Annotated in this window: 16 protein-coding genes; 10 read left to right on the forward strand and 6 right to left on the reverse strand. The window is 67.4% G+C overall.

All coding sequences use genetic code 11. The features are described from left to right. Positions 1 to 114: 114 nt before the first annotated feature. Positions 115 to 861 (reverse strand): SIMPL domain-containing protein, encoded by a 747-nt coding sequence (locus tag L1Z78_RS17840; RefSeq protein ID WP_234637718.1) that lies wholly within the window; start codon positions 859 to 861, stop codon positions 115 to 117. Positions 862 to 1,151: 290 nt separating this feature from the next. On the opposite strand from L1Z78_RS17840, the gene ompR reads away from it, so the two are divergent. Both ompR and L1Z78_RS17850 read left to right on the forward strand, forming a co-directional pair. Continuing rightward, complete coding sequence (gene ompR, locus L1Z78_RS17845; protein ID WP_017404718.1) at positions 1,152 to 1,889, forward strand: two-component system response regulator OmpR; 738 nt, start codon at positions 1,152 to 1,154, stop codon at positions 1,887 to 1,889. Between the two features lie 100 nt (positions 1,890 to 1,989). Continuing rightward, on the forward strand, positions 1,990 to 3,492 hold the full coding sequence (locus tag L1Z78_RS17850) for an ATP-binding protein (protein WP_234637719.1): 1,503 nt from the start codon (positions 1,990 to 1,992) through the stop codon (positions 3,490 to 3,492). Between the two features lie 75 nt (positions 3,493 to 3,567). On the opposite strand, the gene ispF is transcribed toward L1Z78_RS17850, so the two are convergent. Next, complete coding sequence (ispF, locus tag L1Z78_RS17855; protein WP_013803157.1) at positions 3,568 to 4,047, reverse strand: 2-C-methyl-D-erythritol 2,4-cyclodiphosphate synthase; 480 nt, start codon at positions 4,045 to 4,047, stop codon at positions 3,568 to 3,570. A gap of 16 nt (positions 4,048 to 4,063) precedes the next feature. Then, a complete protein-coding gene (gene ispD, locus L1Z78_RS17860; RefSeq protein ID WP_234637720.1) occupies positions 4,064 to 4,909 on the reverse strand; it encodes a 2-C-methyl-D-erythritol 4-phosphate cytidylyltransferase in 846 nt (281 codons plus the stop codon). Positions 4,910 to 5,069: 160 nt separating this feature from the next. Here ispD and mfd point away from each other — a divergent pair, with 160 nt between their 5' ends. The 4 genes from mfd to L1Z78_RS17880 all read left to right on the forward strand — a co-directional run bounded on the left by mfd (position 5,070) and on the right by L1Z78_RS17880 (position 10,844). Continuing rightward, positions 5,070 to 8,564 carry a transcription-repair coupling factor gene (gene mfd / locus L1Z78_RS17865; protein WP_234637721.1) on the forward strand — a complete coding sequence of 1,165 codons (3,495 nt, stop codon included), beginning with the start codon at positions 5,070 to 5,072 and terminating at the stop codon, positions 8,562 to 8,564. A 9-nt stretch (positions 8,565 to 8,573) separates the two neighbouring features. Beyond that, on the forward strand, positions 8,574 to 9,239 hold the full coding sequence (locus L1Z78_RS17870; protein ID WP_234637722.1) for a hypothetical protein: 666 nt from the start codon (positions 8,574 to 8,576) through the stop codon (positions 9,237 to 9,239). A 110-nt stretch (positions 9,240 to 9,349) separates the two neighbouring features. Next, positions 9,350 to 10,063: a phosphoserine phosphatase SerB gene (gene serB / locus L1Z78_RS17875; RefSeq protein WP_234637723.1), complete on the forward strand. Its 714-nt coding sequence runs from the start codon at positions 9,350 to 9,352 to the stop codon at positions 10,061 to 10,063. A gap of 280 nt (positions 10,064 to 10,343) precedes the next feature. Then, positions 10,344 to 10,844, forward strand: a complete 501-nt coding sequence (locus L1Z78_RS17880) for an ABC transporter substrate-binding protein (RefSeq protein WP_234637724.1) — start codon at positions 10,344 to 10,346, stop codon at positions 10,842 to 10,844. Between the two features lie 66 nt (positions 10,845 to 10,910). Here L1Z78_RS17880 and L1Z78_RS17885 read toward each other — a convergent pair whose 3' ends face one another. Further along, positions 10,911 to 11,390: a PaaI family thioesterase gene (locus tag L1Z78_RS17885; protein WP_234637725.1), complete on the reverse strand. Its 480-nt coding sequence runs from the start codon at positions 11,388 to 11,390 to the stop codon at positions 10,911 to 10,913. Between the two features lie 112 nt (positions 11,391 to 11,502). Between L1Z78_RS17885 and L1Z78_RS17890 the strand changes: the two genes are divergently transcribed. Then, on the forward strand, positions 11,503 to 12,843 hold the full coding sequence (locus L1Z78_RS17890; protein ID WP_234637726.1) for a PLP-dependent aminotransferase family protein: 1,341 nt from the start codon (positions 11,503 to 11,505) through the stop codon (positions 12,841 to 12,843). A 16-nt stretch (positions 12,844 to 12,859) separates the two neighbouring features. Here L1Z78_RS17890 and L1Z78_RS17895 read toward each other — a convergent pair whose 3' ends face one another. Further along, positions 12,860 to 13,096: a DUF3820 family protein gene (locus L1Z78_RS17895; protein ID WP_234637727.1), complete on the reverse strand. Its 237-nt coding sequence runs from the start codon at positions 13,094 to 13,096 to the stop codon at positions 12,860 to 12,862. Positions 13,097 to 13,293: 197 nt separating this feature from the next. Between L1Z78_RS17895 and L1Z78_RS17900 the strand changes: the two genes are divergently transcribed. After that, positions 13,294 to 14,079: a MetQ/NlpA family ABC transporter substrate-binding protein gene (locus L1Z78_RS17900; RefSeq protein ID WP_234637728.1), complete on the forward strand. Its 786-nt coding sequence runs from the start codon at positions 13,294 to 13,296 to the stop codon at positions 14,077 to 14,079. Positions 14,080 to 14,147: 68 nt separating this feature from the next. On the opposite strand, the gene L1Z78_RS17905 is transcribed toward L1Z78_RS17900, so the two are convergent. Further along, positions 14,148 to 15,050 carry an EamA family transporter gene (locus L1Z78_RS17905; RefSeq protein ID WP_234637729.1) on the reverse strand — a complete coding sequence of 301 codons (903 nt, stop codon included), beginning with the start codon at positions 15,048 to 15,050 and terminating at the stop codon, positions 14,148 to 14,150. Between the two features lie 99 nt (positions 15,051 to 15,149). Here L1Z78_RS17905 and L1Z78_RS17910 point away from each other — a divergent pair, with 99 nt between their 5' ends. Both L1Z78_RS17910 and L1Z78_RS17915 read left to right on the forward strand, forming a co-directional pair. After that, positions 15,150 to 15,647, forward strand: a complete 498-nt coding sequence (locus tag L1Z78_RS17910; RefSeq protein ID WP_234637730.1) for an Lrp/AsnC family transcriptional regulator — start codon at positions 15,150 to 15,152, stop codon at positions 15,645 to 15,647. Between the two features lie 31 nt (positions 15,648 to 15,678). Further along, the gene (locus tag L1Z78_RS17915) at positions 15,679 to 15,987 is read left to right on the forward strand and encodes a hypothetical protein (RefSeq protein WP_234637731.1); all 309 of its coding nucleotides are present in this window, start codon (positions 15,679 to 15,681) and stop codon (positions 15,985 to 15,987) included. The last annotated feature ends 18 nt before the right edge of the window (positions 15,988 to 16,005 follow it).

A 16,005-nucleotide genomic window follows, 5' to 3' on the forward strand; every position in this document is an offset into this window, starting at 1 on the left:
CGGCCCGAGACACCCGAGCAGGCAGGGCCACGGCGGCAAGACCGGCAGGCAAGCAAAAAAGGAGCGCCAGGCGCTCCTTTTTTGCTGGGCGGATGCCCCTCTCGTGTCAGTACGTCAGTACATCTGCACCGAGCCCGAGACATTCACCATGACCTGGGCCTTGCCAGCCTCCACCGACACGGCATCCATTTCTGCACCGGCGGCCTTGGCGGACATGGCCATCATGCGCGGACGCGGCATGGGCACCGAGGTGTCGCTGCTGCTCACATTGACTTCGCGCAGGCTGTAGTTCGCGAAGCCGAAGCTCTTGGCCAGCGTGGAGGCACGCTGCTTGAACTGCTCGATGGCCTTGGCCTGGGCCTCGCCCTCGACCTTTTCGCGCGCCTCGCGCGACAGGCCGAAGCCCACGTGGGACAAGGTCATGTCCTGCACCTGCGCGGCCGTCTGGGTGATGCGCGCGAAATCACGGCCTTGCAACAGGATTTCCGCCCGGCCCTGCCAGCCCTCGACCTTGTTGTCCTTGCCATAGCGCGGATAGATGCCGAAGCTACCGGTGCTCACATCCATCTGGCCGGGCTGCGCGCCACGCTTGGTCACGGCCAGGGCGGCCTCGACCACTTTTTGCAGCTGCGACTGGACGACGGCGGCATCGCGCCCTTCGCGCGTGGCCGACAAGGTGGCCGTCAGCAGGTCCTGCACCACGTCCACCGAGCCTTCGGCAGACAGTTGCACCACGTTGGAGGGCTGCGCCGGCGCCGTGGCCGCCGTCTGCGCCCAGGCGCCACCGGCGCAGGCCAGCGCGGTGGCGGCCACCATGGACTTGGCCCAGCGGCGGGACAGCTGTTTGGAAAGCTTGCTCATGCGTTCATCCTTTGAAATGAAAGGAAGCCAGGGATACAGCCGCACGCCGCCCTTTCACTACGGTGTGCCGCCAGAAAGCGACAGGGCTGTTTTAGCCCCATCATTGACCACATTATTGCAACGATAATTGCATCAACCCACTAACATCAGAGTTAAAAATTCTAAAGACACATTTTTCGTCCTAAATTTAAACGCAACATCTGTAACATGTCGCAAAAAACAGGGGTTTTGACCAGACTTTTGGCCGCAAGCTGGTAACAATGGCTGCTGTTACAAATGACCGACCGAGGATGAACATGGCCACGACGACCAACCGCACCGACAAGATCCTGGTGGTGGATGACGATGCGCGCATCCGCGACCTGCTGCGCCGCTATCTGACGCAGGAAGGCTTCGAGATCATGATTGCCGAAGACGGCAAGGCGCTGAACCGCATCCTGCTGCGCGAGACGGTGGACCTGATCGTGCTGGACCTGATGATGCCCGGCGAGGACGGCCTGTCGATCTGCCGCCGCCTGCGCTCGGCCAATGACCGCACCCCCATCATCATGCTGACCGCCAAGGGCGAGGACGTGGACCGCATCGTGGGCCTGGAAGTGGGTGCCGACGACTACCTGGGCAAGCCCTTCAATCCGCGCGAACTGCTGGCGCGCATCCATGCCGTGCTGCGCCGCCGCCCCCCGCAGGAGGCGCCTGGCGCGCCTTCCGGCGACAACGAGGTCGTCAGCTTCGGTCCCTTCACCTTCGACCTGGGCACGCGCGTGCTGCAAAAGAACGGCGAGGAACTGCCGCTGACCACGGGTGAATTCGCCATGCTCAAGGCCCTGGTGCGCCACCCCCGCCAGCCGCTGTCGCGCGAGAAGCTGGCCCTGCTGGCACGCGGGCGCGAGTTCGAGCCCTTCGACCGCAGCCTGGACGTGCAGGTCTCGCGCCTGCGCAAGCTCATCGAGGAAGATGCGGCCGCGCCGCGCTACATCCAGACCGTCTGGGGCGTGGGCTATGTGTTCGTGCCGGACGGCGCGAACTGACCGAGGACCCGCTGGCTTGCCTTGGAGACAACCGGTAACGCAAGCTGGCCGGCACGGGCGTAACCTCGCAGCCGGCCCCTAGAATGACGAACCGCATTCCATGAGTTCATTCACCGTCCCGCCCCATGACGCCACCAGTCCTGCGCCGCTCGAGTACGAGCGGCGCTTGACCACGCGTTCCCCGCTGGGACTCAATCTTTTCTGGCGCACCTTCTGCCTGCTGGCCCTGCTGCTGGTGGGCAGCATCCTGGCCTGGCTGCAGACGCTGCGAGCCTTCGAGTTCGAGCCGCGCACGCTGCACACAGCCCAGCAGATCGCCTCCCTGGTCAATCTCAGCCGCGCGGCACTTGTGCACTCTGATGCCATCAACCGCGTCTCGCTGATCAAGACCATGGCCGATCAGGAAGGCGTGCGCATCCTGCCACGCGAGCCCGGCGACAGCTTCGAGCTGCTGGACCAGAGCACGCTGGGCAAGCGCCTGACCGAGGAACTCACGCGCCGCCTGGGCTACGGCACCATCGTGGCGCGTAGCGTCAACGGCGAGCCGGGCCTGTGGGTGGGCTTCACCATCAACGGCGACCGCACCTGGCTGCTGATGGACCGCTCACGTTTCACGCCGGCCAGCGGGCGCACCTGGCTGATCTGGCTGATCACGGCGGGCCTGCTGTCACTGGCAGGAGCCGCCGCGATCGCGCGCCTGATCAACCGGCCGCTCAAGCAGCTGAGCTATGCGGCCAACCGCGTGCGCGATGGCGATTTCGACGCCAGCCAGCTCGACGAGGAAGCCGTCACCAGCGAGATCCGCGAAGTCAACATCGGCTTCAACCGCATGGCGCAGAAGCTGGCCCAGCTGGAGCAGGACCGCGCTGTGATGCTGGCCGGCATCTCGCACGACCTGCGCACGCCGCTGGCCCGCCTGCGGCTGGAGACCGAGATGAGCGTGGTGGACGACGTGGCGCGCGAGCACATGGTGGCCGACATCGTGCAGCTCGATGCCACCATCGACAAGTTCCTGGACTACGCACGCCCCGACCATGTGACGCTCAACCCCGTCAACCTGCATGCCGTGGTGTCCTCCTGCGTCTATGCGGTGCAGGACCATCGTGAACTGCAGATCAGCATGGCCGTGCCCGAGGGCGTCTATGTGATGGCCGACGAGGTGGAGCTGGCCCGCGTGATCTCCAACCTGTTCGAGAACGCCCGCCGCTACGGCAAGACCCCCGAGACCGAAACCACGCACGTGGACGTGACGGCATCCGAGCGCGAAAGCTGGGTCGTGATCCGCATCCGCGACCATGGCCGGGGCGTGCCGCCTGAGCAACTGGCCAGCCTGACCCAGCCCTTCTTCCGTGGCGACTCCGCGCGCACGGCCGCAGCGGGAGCGGGCCTGGGCCTGTCCATCGTGGACAAGACGGTGCAGCGCATGGGCGGCGTGTTCGCGCTGTCCAATTCCTCCACTGGCGGGCTGGTCGCGCATGTGCAGTTGCAGCGCGCCTCGGGCGTGGCCAAGGGCGCCGAGCCCGAGCAGCGCCTGCAGCGTCCGCAGATCAAGCGCCAGCTGCCTCCGCGCGCCCAGGACGGCGGCATGGACGGCGAGGACTGAGCAGGCACACCACCCGCTGGACAGGCCCCGGAGATCGGTCACGATCCCGGGGCCTGTCTCTTTCCGGAACGTCGTTCAGGCGCGGAACAGCAGCGCGGCCGCGCGCGCTTCCATGGCCTGCTGCTGGCCCACGGGGCCGAGCTTCTCGGCCGTCTTGGCCTTCACGTTGACCTGGTCCAGCGCCAGCCCCAGCGCCGTGGCGATGCGCTCGCGCATGGCAGGAATGTGCGGTGCCAGCTTGGGTGCCTGGGCAATGATGGTGCTGTCGATGTTGCCGATCTCCAGGCCCGTCGCGCGCACGCGGCGCGCCGCCTCCACCAGCAGCACCAGCGAATCGGCGCCGCGGAATTCGGGGTCGGTGTCGGGGAAATGCCGGCCGATGTCGCCCAGCGCCGCGCCGCCCAGCAGCGCGTCGGTGATGGCGTGCAGCAGCACGTCGGCATCGGAATGGCCCAGCAGCCCCAGCTCATGCGGCACCTCGATGCCGCCCAGGATCAGCTTGCGCCCGGGCACCAGGGCATGCACGTCCCAGCCTTCGCCAATACGAAAATTCATGTGAAACATTCCAGGTTCAGAAAAACGGATTGCCCGAGGCCGGAACCTGGTCGCGCTTGCCACGGTAGCGCTCCAGCGTCGCGCCGTGCTCGCGCTGGGACAGCACGGCGGCGGCCAGCGCGAAGTCATCGGGATAGGTGACCTTGAAGTTCTGCGCGCCGCCGGGCACCAGGCGCGGGCGCTGGCCCACGGCCTCCATGGCGCTGGCCTCGTCGGTGACGGCCGCCCCCGCGTGCCGCAGGGCGTCGAGCAGCGGCGCGATGCGGAACATCTGCGGCGTCTGCGCCAGCCACTTGTCGCTGCGGTCCACGGTGCCTGCCACGCGCACGCCCCCCGGGCCGGTCACCGCCGTCTTGAGCGTATCGGGCAGTTTGTGGGCCAGCAGCCCCCCCACGGCATCGTGCTGGCAGGCATCGATCAGCGCATCGATGAGCGCGGGCGTCACCAGGCAGCGCGCCGCGTCGTGCACCAGCACCCAGTCATGCGCGCTCGCGCCGCGTGCCAGCAGGGCCTGAAGGCCGTTGGTCACGGACTCGGCCCGCGTGGCACCGCCGCAGGGCACGGTGCAATAGCGCGTGGGGGATGGGCCCGGCAGGCCCTTGCTCCAGAAATCATCGTCCGGCGCGATCACCACCAGCGTGTGGTGCACACGCGCCACGCCGGCAAAGGCGGCCAGGGTGTGCGCCACCATGGGTGCGCCTGCCACCAGGTGGTATTGCTTTGGCAGGTCGGGCTCGGAGGCAGGCGTGCCGGGCGCTCGCGGTGCCATCGCGCGCGAGCCGGTGCCGGCGCAGGGAATCAACGCCCACAGGCGTGCCGAATCCAGGGGCGCGGGCGCAGCCGCCGCAAGCAGATCTGTCATGGTGGCGCATTGTAGTGACCGCGATGCGCCAACATGGCCTTGCGGGCATGCCGGCATGCCCTGCCGCGTGCTGGCTAAAATGGTTCGATACCCCTCTGCGCGTGCCGAGGGGTTTTGTCGTTCCCTCGTCATGGCGCCAAGGCGCCAGCGCATACGCACCATGGAATTGCCCAAGCTCACTCCCGGAAAACGTTTCACCCTGCCCCGCCCCGTGGGCAGTGCCGACGCCCTGCTGCTGGCCCGCCTGGGCGAGCGCGAGAAGGCAGCGGGCCGCGTGACCGCCATCGTCACGGCCGACGCCTCCGATGCCCAGCGGCTGATCGACGAGATGGCCTTCTTCGCGCCGGGCCTGCGCTGCGCGCTGTTTCCCGACTGGGAAACCCTGCCCTACGACAGCTTCTCGCCCCACCAGGACCTCATCAGCGAACGCCTGGCCACGCTGTGGCGCATCAACCAGCGCGACAAGGAGCAAGGCGCCGACGTGGTGCTGGTGCCCGCCACCACCGCGCTGTACCGGCTGGCGCCGCCCTCCTTCCTTGCCGGCTACACCTTCGAGTTCAAGAGCGGCCAGAAGCTGGACGAGGCCCGGCTCAAGGCCCAACTGACCCTGGCCGGCTACCAGCATGTCTCGCAGGTGGTCAGCCATGGCGAGTACGCGGTGCGTGGCGGCCTGATCGACCTGTTTCCCATGGGCTCGCTGCAGCCCTACCGCGTGGACCTGTTCGATGACGAGATCGACTCCATCCGCACCTTCGACCCCGATACCCAGCGCAGCCTCTATCCCGTGCCCGAGGTGCGCCTGCTGCCCGGCCGCGAGTTCCCCATGGACGAGGATGCACGCGCCAGGTTCCGCCAGCGCTGGCGCGAGCTGCTGGAGGGCGATCCCACCCGCAGCCGCATCTACAAGGACATGGGCCAGGGTATCGCCACGGCCGGCATCGAGTACTACCTGCCGCTGTTCTTCGACGACACGGCCACGGTCTTCGACTACCTGGGCCAGGACGCCACCGTGGTCCTGCACGGCGACCTGGAGCCCGCCTTCCAGCGCTTCTGGCAGGACACCAGGGAGCGCTTCCGCCTGGTACAGGGCGACCCCGAGCGCCCCGCCCTGCCGCCTGAGGTACTGTTCCTCTCGGCCGACCAGTTCTACACGCGTGCCAAGGAGCATGCCCAGCTGGCACTGCGCCAGGGCACCGAGGACGTCGCCGACAGCGCCCTCTTCCAGAAGCTCGACGACCTGTCCGTGGTGCGCGGCGCCGAGGACCCGCTGGCACGGCTGCAAAAGCACATCACGGCCAGCGCCCACCGCATCCTGCTGCTGGCCGAATCCGATGGCCGGCGCGAAAGCCTGCTGGACTTCTTCCGCGCCTCGGGCGTGAATCCGCCGGTCTTCGACTCCCTGGCCGAGTTCCAGGGCGATGCCGCCGAGAAGATAGGCATTGCCACGGCAGCGCTCATGAATGGCTTCGCCTGGGTCGAGGAAGGCCTGGACTTCGTCACCGAGACCGAGCTGTTCGCCACCACGCCCACGGGCCGCAGGCGCCGCCGCCAGGAACAGGTCAGCGATGTCGAGGCGCTGATCAAGGACCTGTCCGAGCTCAAGGTGGGCGATCCCGTCGTGCACTCCGAGCACGGCATCGGCCGCTACCGGGGCCTGGTCAACATGGACATGGGCCAGAAGAACCCAGACGGCACGCCCGCGCTGCAGGAGTTCCTGCACCTGGAGTACGCGGGCGACGCCGTGCTCTACGTGCCGGTCAGCCAGCTGCAGCTGATCAGCCGCTACACCGGTGTATCGGCCGAAGACGCGCCGCTGCACAAGCTGGGCGGCAGCCAATGGGAAAAAGCCCGGCGCAAGGCCGCCGAGCAGGTGCGGGACTCGGCGGCCGAGCTGCTGAACATCTACGCGCGCCGCGCCGCGCGCCAGGGCCATGCATTCCGCTACTCGCCCCAGGACTACGAGCAGTTCGCCAACGACTTCGGCTTCGAGGAGACGGCCGACCAGCGCGCCGCCATCCACGCCGTGATCCAGGACATGATCAGCCCCCAGCCCATGGACCGACTGGTCTGCGGCGACGTGGGCTTCGGCAAGACCGAGGTGGCGCTGCGCGCGGCGTTCGTGGCCGTCACGGGCGGCAAGCAGGTGGCCTTCCTCGCGCCCACCACGCTGCTGGCCGAGCAGCATTACCAGACCCTGGTGGACCGCTTCTCCAAATGGCCCATCAAGGTGGCCGAGGTCTCGCGCTTTCGCTCGGGCAAGGAGATCACGGCGGCCGTCAAGGGCATCGCCGATGGATCGGTGGACATCGTCGTGGGCACGCACAAGCTGCTGTCCGAGTCCACGCAGTTCAAGAACCTTGGCCTGCTGATCATCGACGAGGAGCACCGCTTCGGCGTGCGCCACAAGGAAGCCATGAAGGCACTGCGCGCCGAGGTGGACGTGCTCACGCTGACGGCCACGCCCATCCCGCGCACCATGGGCATGGCGCTGGAGGGCCTGCGCGACCTGTCCGTCATCGCCACTGCACCCCAGCGGCGCCTGGCCATCAAGACCTTCGTGCGCAACGAAGGCACGGGCGTGATCCGCGAGGCCGTGCTGCGCGAGCTCAAGCGCGGCGGCCAGTGCTACTTCCTGCACAACGAGGTCGAGACCATAGAGAACCGCAAGCAAAAGCTCGAGGAAATCCTGCCCGAGGCACGCATCGCCGTCGCCCACGGCCAGATGCCCGAGCGCGAGCTGGAGCGCGTCATGCGCGACTTCGTGGCCCAGCGCTACAACATCCTGCTGTGCTCGACCATCATCGAGACCGGCATCGACGTGCCCAGCGCCAACACCATCCTGATCAGCCGCGCCGACAAGTTCGGCCTGGCCCAGCTGCACCAGCTGCGCGGGCGCGTGGGCCGCAGCCACCACCAGGCCTATGCCTACCTCATGGTGCCCGACCTGGACAGCCTGACCAAGCAGGCCCAGCAGCGCCTGGAAGCCATCCAGCAGATGGAGGAACTGGGCTCGGGCTTCTACCTGGCCATGCACGACCTGGAGATCCGAGGTGCCGGCGAGGTGCTGGGCGAGAACCAGAGCGGCAACATGATGGAGGTAGGCTTCCAGCTCTACAACGAGATGCTGTCCGAGGCCGTGCGCAGCCTCAAGGCCGGCAAGGAGCCGGACCTGCTCAGCCCGCTGTCGGCCTCCACCGACATCAACCTGCATGCCCCCGCCCTGCTGCCCGACGACTACTGCGGCGACGTGCATCTGCGCCTGTCCTTCTACAAGAAGCTGGCCACGGCACGCACCAGCGACCAGATCGACACCCTGCTCGAAGAAATCGTGGACCGCTTCGGCAAGCTGCCGCCCCAGGCGCAGACGCTGATCGACGTGCACCGCCTGCGCGTACTGTCCCAGCCCTACGGCGTGGTCAAGGTGGATGCGGCGCCCGGCGTGATCAACATCACCTTCAAGCCCCAGCCGCCCGTGGACCCGATGTCCATCATCCACCTGATCCAGAAGAACAAGCACATCAAGCTGGCCGGCAACGAGAAGCTGCGCATAGAGCGCGCCCTGGACAACCCCAAGGACCGCGCCCAGATGGTGCGCGACGTGCTGCGCAGCCTGGGCCAGCCGCTGGTGGAAGCGAAAGCGGCCCAGCCCGCCTAGGCATCAGGCATGTTCCTCGAAGCGGGCATCGCCCTGCCGGCCCTGGCTACCGCGCTGTGGCTACGCCCCTGGCGCATGCTGGCCGGGCGGCCCGGACCTGGCGGTCCGCAGGAACGCATCGCTTCGCCGCTGCTCACGCCGCTGCTGGCCGTGCTGGTACTGCTGCCCTGGATCTGGGCCCTGCCCACGCTGCACCGCATGCCGCTGCAATTGCAATGGTCCTCGGCGCCCCTGGTCGTGCTCATACTGGGCTGGCCACTGGCCGTGCCACTGCTGCTCGTCGTCGGCGGACTGGCGGCCCTGCTGTCGCCGGCCCTGGGCTGGGGCGACGCATTGGGCATCGCAGTCTGGCAGGGCATCGTGCCCGCGACGCTGGCCATGCTCTGGGGCGCGGCGCTGCGGCGCTGGCTGCCGCACCAGATCTTCGTCTACATCCTCGCGCGGGGCTTTGCGGGGACGGTGCTGTGCGTCTTCATCGCCGGTTTGATGGCCCATGCCGCCGGCCACGCCCTGCCGGGCGTCAACGAAGACCTGTCGCGCATCGCGCGCTGGCTCATGGCCTGGGGCGACGCCGTGGTCACCGGCATGGTCACGTCCATCTTCGTGGTCTTTCGCCCCCAATGGCTGGCCACCTGGTCCGACGCCATCTACCTGGGCCGGCCGCCCACGCCCTGAGCGTGGGCGGGAACATGGCGCACGAGCCTGCGTACCGGCCGGGCACTGGCTATGATTCGCGCCTGAGTTGCGCCAGACTGGCGCTCCATCCCCTTTTTGCTGCCCCACCCATGACCGATGTCACCGAATTCGCGCCCGGACTGCTGATCCGCGGCATCCAGCCTCCGCTGAAGCTGGCCGACTACAAGCTCATCGCATTCGACATGGACTCGACGCTGATCACCATCGAATGCATCGACGAGATCGCCGACGCCACCGGCAAGAAGGCCGAGGTCGCCGCCATCACCGAAGCCACCATGCGCGGCGAGATCACCGACTTCAAGGACAGCCTGCGCCAGCGCGTGGGCAAGCTGGTCGGCGTCACCGAGGCCGACATGGCCCGTGTCCTGGCCGAACGCCTGAAGCTGTCCCCCGGTGCCGAAACACTGGTGCGCGCCGCCCAGGCCGCGGGCCTGAAGGTGCTGCTGGTCTCCGGTGGCTTCACCTACTTCGCCGAACATGTGCGCGGCCTGCTGGGCCTGGACTTCGTGCGCGCCAACGTGCTGGAGATACGCGATGGCGCACTGACCGGCGGCCTGATCGAGCAGCCCTGGGGCGACATCTGCGATGGCGCCGAAAAGCGCCGCACCCTGCTCGAAGTGGCCTCGCTGCTGGGCATCCGCCCCGACCAGTGCATCGCCGTGGGCGACGGCAGCAACGACATTCCCATGATGCAGGTGGCGGGCCTGTCCGTGGCCTACCACGCCAAGCCCCGCGTGCGCAACGAAGCCAGGGTCTCGATCAACGAGGGCGGCCTGGACCGCCTGCTGGAAGTCCTGCGCTGAAGACCCGGCCTGGGGCCGCCATGGGCCAATAGCCGATGGCGGCCTGTGGGCTTGCGGGCCCTCGCGACCACGGCCTTTCCTACAATGGGCGCCACAGCCCCATAACCGCCATCGCCGCAATGCCGATGGCCGTCCTACAACATCAGGCTGTCGCGGGCGCAGGCATGCACCCGTGCTTGGAATCTCCCTCACCATCCCCATGTATGCAGCAAGGCCTGCCAGAGCGCTTTCGGGCGTTGGCGGCCGGACGACCGGCAGCGCCTGCCTGCCGCCCGCCTACATGAACCACCTGATTGGAAACACCTCTGTGAAGACCTCGTTCCGCGCCACTGCCTCCGTGATCGCCCTGGCCATTGCATCGCTGACCGTGCCCTCGCTGGCCCAGGCCAAGCGCCTGGGCGGCGGCAAGTCCGTGCGCCCGGCTTCGATCGGCAAGGCCCCGGCCCAGCCCGCGGCCCCCACGGCCCCGACCGCCAGCAAGCCCGCCACGCCTTCCACGCCGGCCGCGCCCGCAGCCCCTGCGGCGGCAGCCACTCCCGCAGCGGCACCCGCCGCTGCCGGCCCCGGCATGATGGGTACGCTGGGTGCCGCTGCCGTCGGTGCGGTGGCAGGCTCCATGGCCGGCAATGCGCTGGCCGGCGCCATGACGCCCGACAAGGACGCTGCCGCCAAGGAAGCCGATGCCAAGGCCAAGGCCGCCGAAGCCGAAGCGGCCGAGCTGCAGCGCAAGGCCGATGAAGCCAAGGCCAAGGCCGAGGCGGCACGCGCGGCTGCCAAGTAAACCACCTGCCCCTTCGCATGGAAAGGCCGCGCCTGTCGCGGCCTTTCTGTTTTCACCACAGGCTGCTCAACGGCCTTGCGCATGCTCGCCACGCAGCGTCATCACCGCGCTGGCCATGCTGGCCACGGTCTTGCCATCGTCGCGCTCGATGTCGCAGCGATAGTGGCTCACGGTGCGTCCGCGATGCTCGGCCCAGGCACGCGCGCACAGCCTGGAACGCCAGACCGGGCGCAAGAAGGTGGCCTTCAAGTCGATGCTGGTGAAGCTCTCGCCCTCGGCCATCAGCGTGGAATGGGCCGTGCCGATCGCCGCATCGGCCAGCTCGCACAGCAGGCCGCCATGCACCGTGCCCTGCTGGTTGCCATGGCGCTGTGCATCGGCGTCCAGCTCCACCACGGCCATGGCCTCGCCGATGGCGACGATGCGAAATCCCAGCAGTTGCGAGATCGCCGTGGGGTAGCGCATGTGGGTGGACTCGTGTCCGGCAAGCCGGCCCTCGATCTGGCGCCGCAGGTATTCGAGCACGGGAAGATGGATGGAAGACATGGGTTTCCTCGGTTTCCTGTCCTCAGGACAGGGACAAGGCGGGAAAGCCGCCTGGCGGACCAGTGTGCCGGTCTAGACTGGAACAATCAAAAAATTGTCCTAGTTACATTCCATGCCTGCATCTCCCGTGGCACTTCTGGCCGGACAACTGGCCGCCGACATCCGCACCGGTCGGCTCGCCCCCGGCGCCCTGCTGCCCACGCACCGTGATCTGGCGGCCCGCCATGGCTTGGCCGTGGCCTCGGCCAGCAAGGTCTATGCACAGTTGCGCAAGCTGGGCCTGGTCATCGGCGAGACCGGACGTGGCACTTTCGTGCGCGACAGGCCGCAGCAGCGCGAATGGGACAGTGGCGACGAAGCCCGCCTGAGCGCGTCCGCGGCCGAACTGTCCTTCAACCACCCGGTCTGGCCCGGGCAGGCCGAGATGCTGCGCGCCATGCTGCGCGAGCTGGCGGCCGGCGGCGACCTGGCCGCCCTCATGCACCAGCAGCCACCGGGGGGGCGCCTGCACGAGCGGCGCATCGTTGCCGACTTTCTTGCCCGCGAGCGCGGCCTGACCGCCGAGCCCGAGCGCATCTTCCTGGTCAACGGCGCACAGCAGGGCCTGGACATGGCCGTGCGCGCCCTGCTCAAGCCGGGCGATGCCGTCGCCGTGGATGCGCTGACCTATCCGGGCTTCAGGATGCTGGCCGATCTCCAGCAACTGGCACTGCGGCCCGTGCCTTGCCTGGAGGACGGCCCCGACCTCGATGCGCTGGATGCACTGTGCGCACGCCGCCGCATCCACGCCATCTATTGCATGCCGACGCTGCACAACCCGCTGGGATGGGTGATGCCGCTGGCCCGGCGCAGGCGCCTCGTGGACATCGCGCGGCGCCACGATTGCCTGCTGATCGAGGATGCCGCCTATAACTATCTGGCCGGCCGGGCCCCTCCCCCGCTGGCGGCGCTGGCGCCCGAGCTTTGCCTGCATGTCTCCAGCCTCTCCAAGAGCCTGGCCAGCGGGCTGCGCTTCGGCTTCATCGTGGTGCCAGAGGCCTGGACAGGCCGTGTCAAGGCCGTGGTCCGTGCCAGCCACTGGAGCATGCCCGGCCTGGTCACGGCCATGGCCACGCGCTGGATGGCCAGTGGCGCAGTGGGCCGGCAGGAGCAATTCATGCGCAGCGAAGCCCGGCGCAGGCAGGCCATTGCGCGCAGGCTGCTGTCAGGCATGGATGTGGTCGGGCATCCGGCATCGCTGTTCCTGTGGCTGCGCCTGCCCGAGCCATTGCGAATGGACCGGGTGGCCACGGCACTGGCCGGGCAAGGCATCGCCGTCTCGCAGGCCCGGGCCTATGCGACGACAAGGCATGCGCCCCACGCACTGCGCCTGGGCCTGAGTTCGGTGCCGCTGCCGGAGCTGGGCCCCGTGCTGCAGCAGCTGCGGGACACTGTGGAAGGGCTGGCGCCCTAGAGCGTGTTATGCACTTTTACGAACCCGCGTTGGCTCCGCGCGCTGTGTCACGCAGCGGCTGCAGCAGGTGCGACAGCCCGTTGTGGTCCAGCTCCCGCATCAGCGCCAGCAACTGGCCCAGCTCGCCCTTGGGAAAGCCCTCGCGCGCAAACCAGTGGAGATAGTTGCCGGGCAGGTCGGCGATCAGCCGCCCCTTGTACTTGCCATAGGGCATTTGCACCTGCACCAGCTTTTGCAGCATTTCGGAGTCCATGGCCGCCATGGTACGCGCGGCCGCATCGCAGGAATCTGCATAAAAAACCACAGCCTTATAACCAAATAGCAAAATTGTTCATCGCGGCCGCTGGCGCCGCACTAGACTATGCGCCTGCCTGCCGTGCAGCCCGACATAGAACCATTCGACCGGGCCTGCGGCGTTTTTTGCAACCCGTTGAAGAAAGTCCTTCGGTCATGTTGAAGAAAGCCCTCTCCGCAATCGCGATTGCCACGCTGGCCCTGACGGCCCAGGCCGCCGACGTGCTCAAGATCGGCGCCACCGCCGTGCCCCATGCAGAAATCCTCAACCACATCAAGCCGGCGCTGAAGGCCCAGGGCATCGATCTGCAGATCAAGGAATTCAGCGACTACGTGCAGCCCAACGCGGCCGTCGAGGACAAGCAGCTGGACGTGAACTTCTTCCAGCACCAGCCCTACCTGGACAGCTACAACAAGGACCGCAAGACCTCGCTGGTGGCCGTGCCCAACGGCAAGGTCCATGTCGAGCCCTTCGGCGGCTACTCGCAGAAGATCAAGAACATCAAGGATCTGAAGGACGGCGCCACCATCGCCATCCCCAACGACCCCTCCAACGGCGGTCGTGCCCTGATCCTGCTGGCCAAGAACGGCCTGATCGAACTCAAGGACCCCAAGAGCCTGACGCCCACGCCGCTGGACATCGCCAAGAACCCCAAGAAGCTCAAGTTCAAGGAACTGGAAGCCCCCCTGCTGCCGCGCGCGCTGGGTGACGTGGACCTGGCCCTGATCAACACCAACTACGCCATCGAGGCCAAGCTCAACCCGACCAAGGATGCGCTGTTCATCGAAGGCGCCGACTCGCCTTACACCAACATCCTGGTGTCGCGCCAGGACCGCGCCAACGATCCCAACATCGCCAAGCTGGTCAACGTCCTGCACACGCCTGACGTGAAGAAGTTCATCCTCGAGAAGTACAAGGGCGCCGTCGTTCCGGCCTTCTGATCCGGACTGCCCGAAAGAAGAAAGCGCCGCATGCCGGCGCTTTCTTCATGGCGCAAGCTGCCAGCCCGTCAACTGGCGGGCGTGGCGTCCACCGGTGCCTTCGCAGCCGATGACGGTCGCGTGATCGCGCTGCCCATGGCCGCACCCATGATGCAGGCGATGGCCAGCCACTGCGTGCCGATCAGTTGCTCGTGCAGCAGCAGCATGCCCATGAGTGCCGCGATGGCCGGCTCCGTGGCCAGGGCGATGCCGAAGGTGGCAGGCGGCAGCCGGCGCAGCGCCAGCATTTCCAGTGTGTAGGGCAAGGCACTGGAGATCGCGGCCACCATCAGGCCGAACAGCAGCACGGATGGCTGCAGCAGCTTGAAGCCCGCCTCGGCCACGCCGAAAGGCACGACTACCATGGCCGCGAACAGCAGCCCCAACGACACCGCCTGCCCGCTGGGCACGCTGCCCAGGCGCTGGCCGAGCAGGATGTACAGCGCCCAGCAGATGGCCGCCCCCGTCGCGCAGGCGATGCCCACCGGATCCAGCACCAACTGGCCAGCCCCCGAGCCCCCCAGCGGCAGGATCAGCGCCAGGCCCACGACAGCCAGCGCCAGCCAAACGAAGTCCACCGGACGGCGTGAGTGGTAGATGGCCACGGCCAGAGGGCCCGAGAACTCGATGGCCACGGCCAGGCCAAAGGGAATGGTGCGCAGCGCCATGTAGAACAGCAGGTTCATGGCCCCCAGGGCCACGCCGAAACGCAGCAGCGCCCAGGCCTGCGCACGCCCCAGCGGCCAGCGCCAGGGCCGCCAGACGGCCACCAGGATCAGGGCCGCGAAGCCCACGCGCAGCGCCGAGGTGCCCTGGGCGCCCAGCACGGGAAAAAGCTGCTTGGCCAGCGAGGTGCCGACGCCCAGCGACGTGACCGAGCCCAGCACGGCCAGCAGCGGCCAGACACGGGTCCATGGGGTGTTTGTTGTCATGGCGCGTACGATATTGCAGGCAAGCGCCAGAAATTACTCGTTTTTCAGCCCCCGGACGCAAGTTTCGCTCGTTCGGGCCGCTTTTTTCCGATTCCGACCATGCCTGCCATCTCCCTTGATGCCTTTGACCGCGCCATTCTCGACATCCTGCAGCGCGACAACCTCACGCCCCAGAGGCTGATCGCCGAGAAAGTGCACCTGTCGGCTCCCGCCGTGCAGCGGCGCATCAAGCGGCTGCACGAACTGGGGGTGATCGCCGCCAACATCGCCGTCGTCGATCCGGTGCGCGTCGGTCGGCCGCTCACCGTGCTCATCAGTGTGCAACTGGCCAACGAACGCCCTGACCTGTCCCTGGCGTTTCGCGCACGTGTGGCACGCGAGGCCGCCGTGCAGCAGTGCTACTACGTGACCGGTGAAGCCGACTATTCATTGATCGTCACGGCTGCCGATATGGAGGAGTACCAGGCGCTGGCGACACGGCTGTTCGCGGGGGATGACAACATCCGCCGCTACACCACGTCGATCGCGCTGGAACGCCTCAAGACCGGGCTGCAGTTGCCGTTGGCAGAACACATGCACGACAATGAAACAATTTGACACATCTCATTCATAAAATCGGGAGACACCAATGAGCGCACCTTCTCCGGACAGCATGGCCCGCCTCGTCGCCACGCGCACGCTCGACAAATACGAACGCGACTACTACCCCAAGCGCGACCGCATCACCATCTCTTTCCGGGGCGACCTGGCCGAGCGCTACCAGTACGACAAGATCCGCCCGCTGTCCCAGGCGCAGCGCCACGGACACCGGATCGTCATCGAGGCCGAAAGCCAGAAGACCGGCGCCACGGGCCACTACTGCATCGAATGCAACAGCTGGAACCTCATCGAGGCCGTGGGAACCTGGGCTCCGGGCGAGGAGGAGCAGGCGGGCTGAGCCTCCCTTTCCCGCCCG

This window comes from Delftia tsuruhatensis (assembly GCF_903815225.1).
GTDB classification, from domain to species: domain Bacteria; phylum Pseudomonadota; class Gammaproteobacteria; order Burkholderiales; family Burkholderiaceae_C; genus Comamonas; species Comamonas tsuruhatensis_A.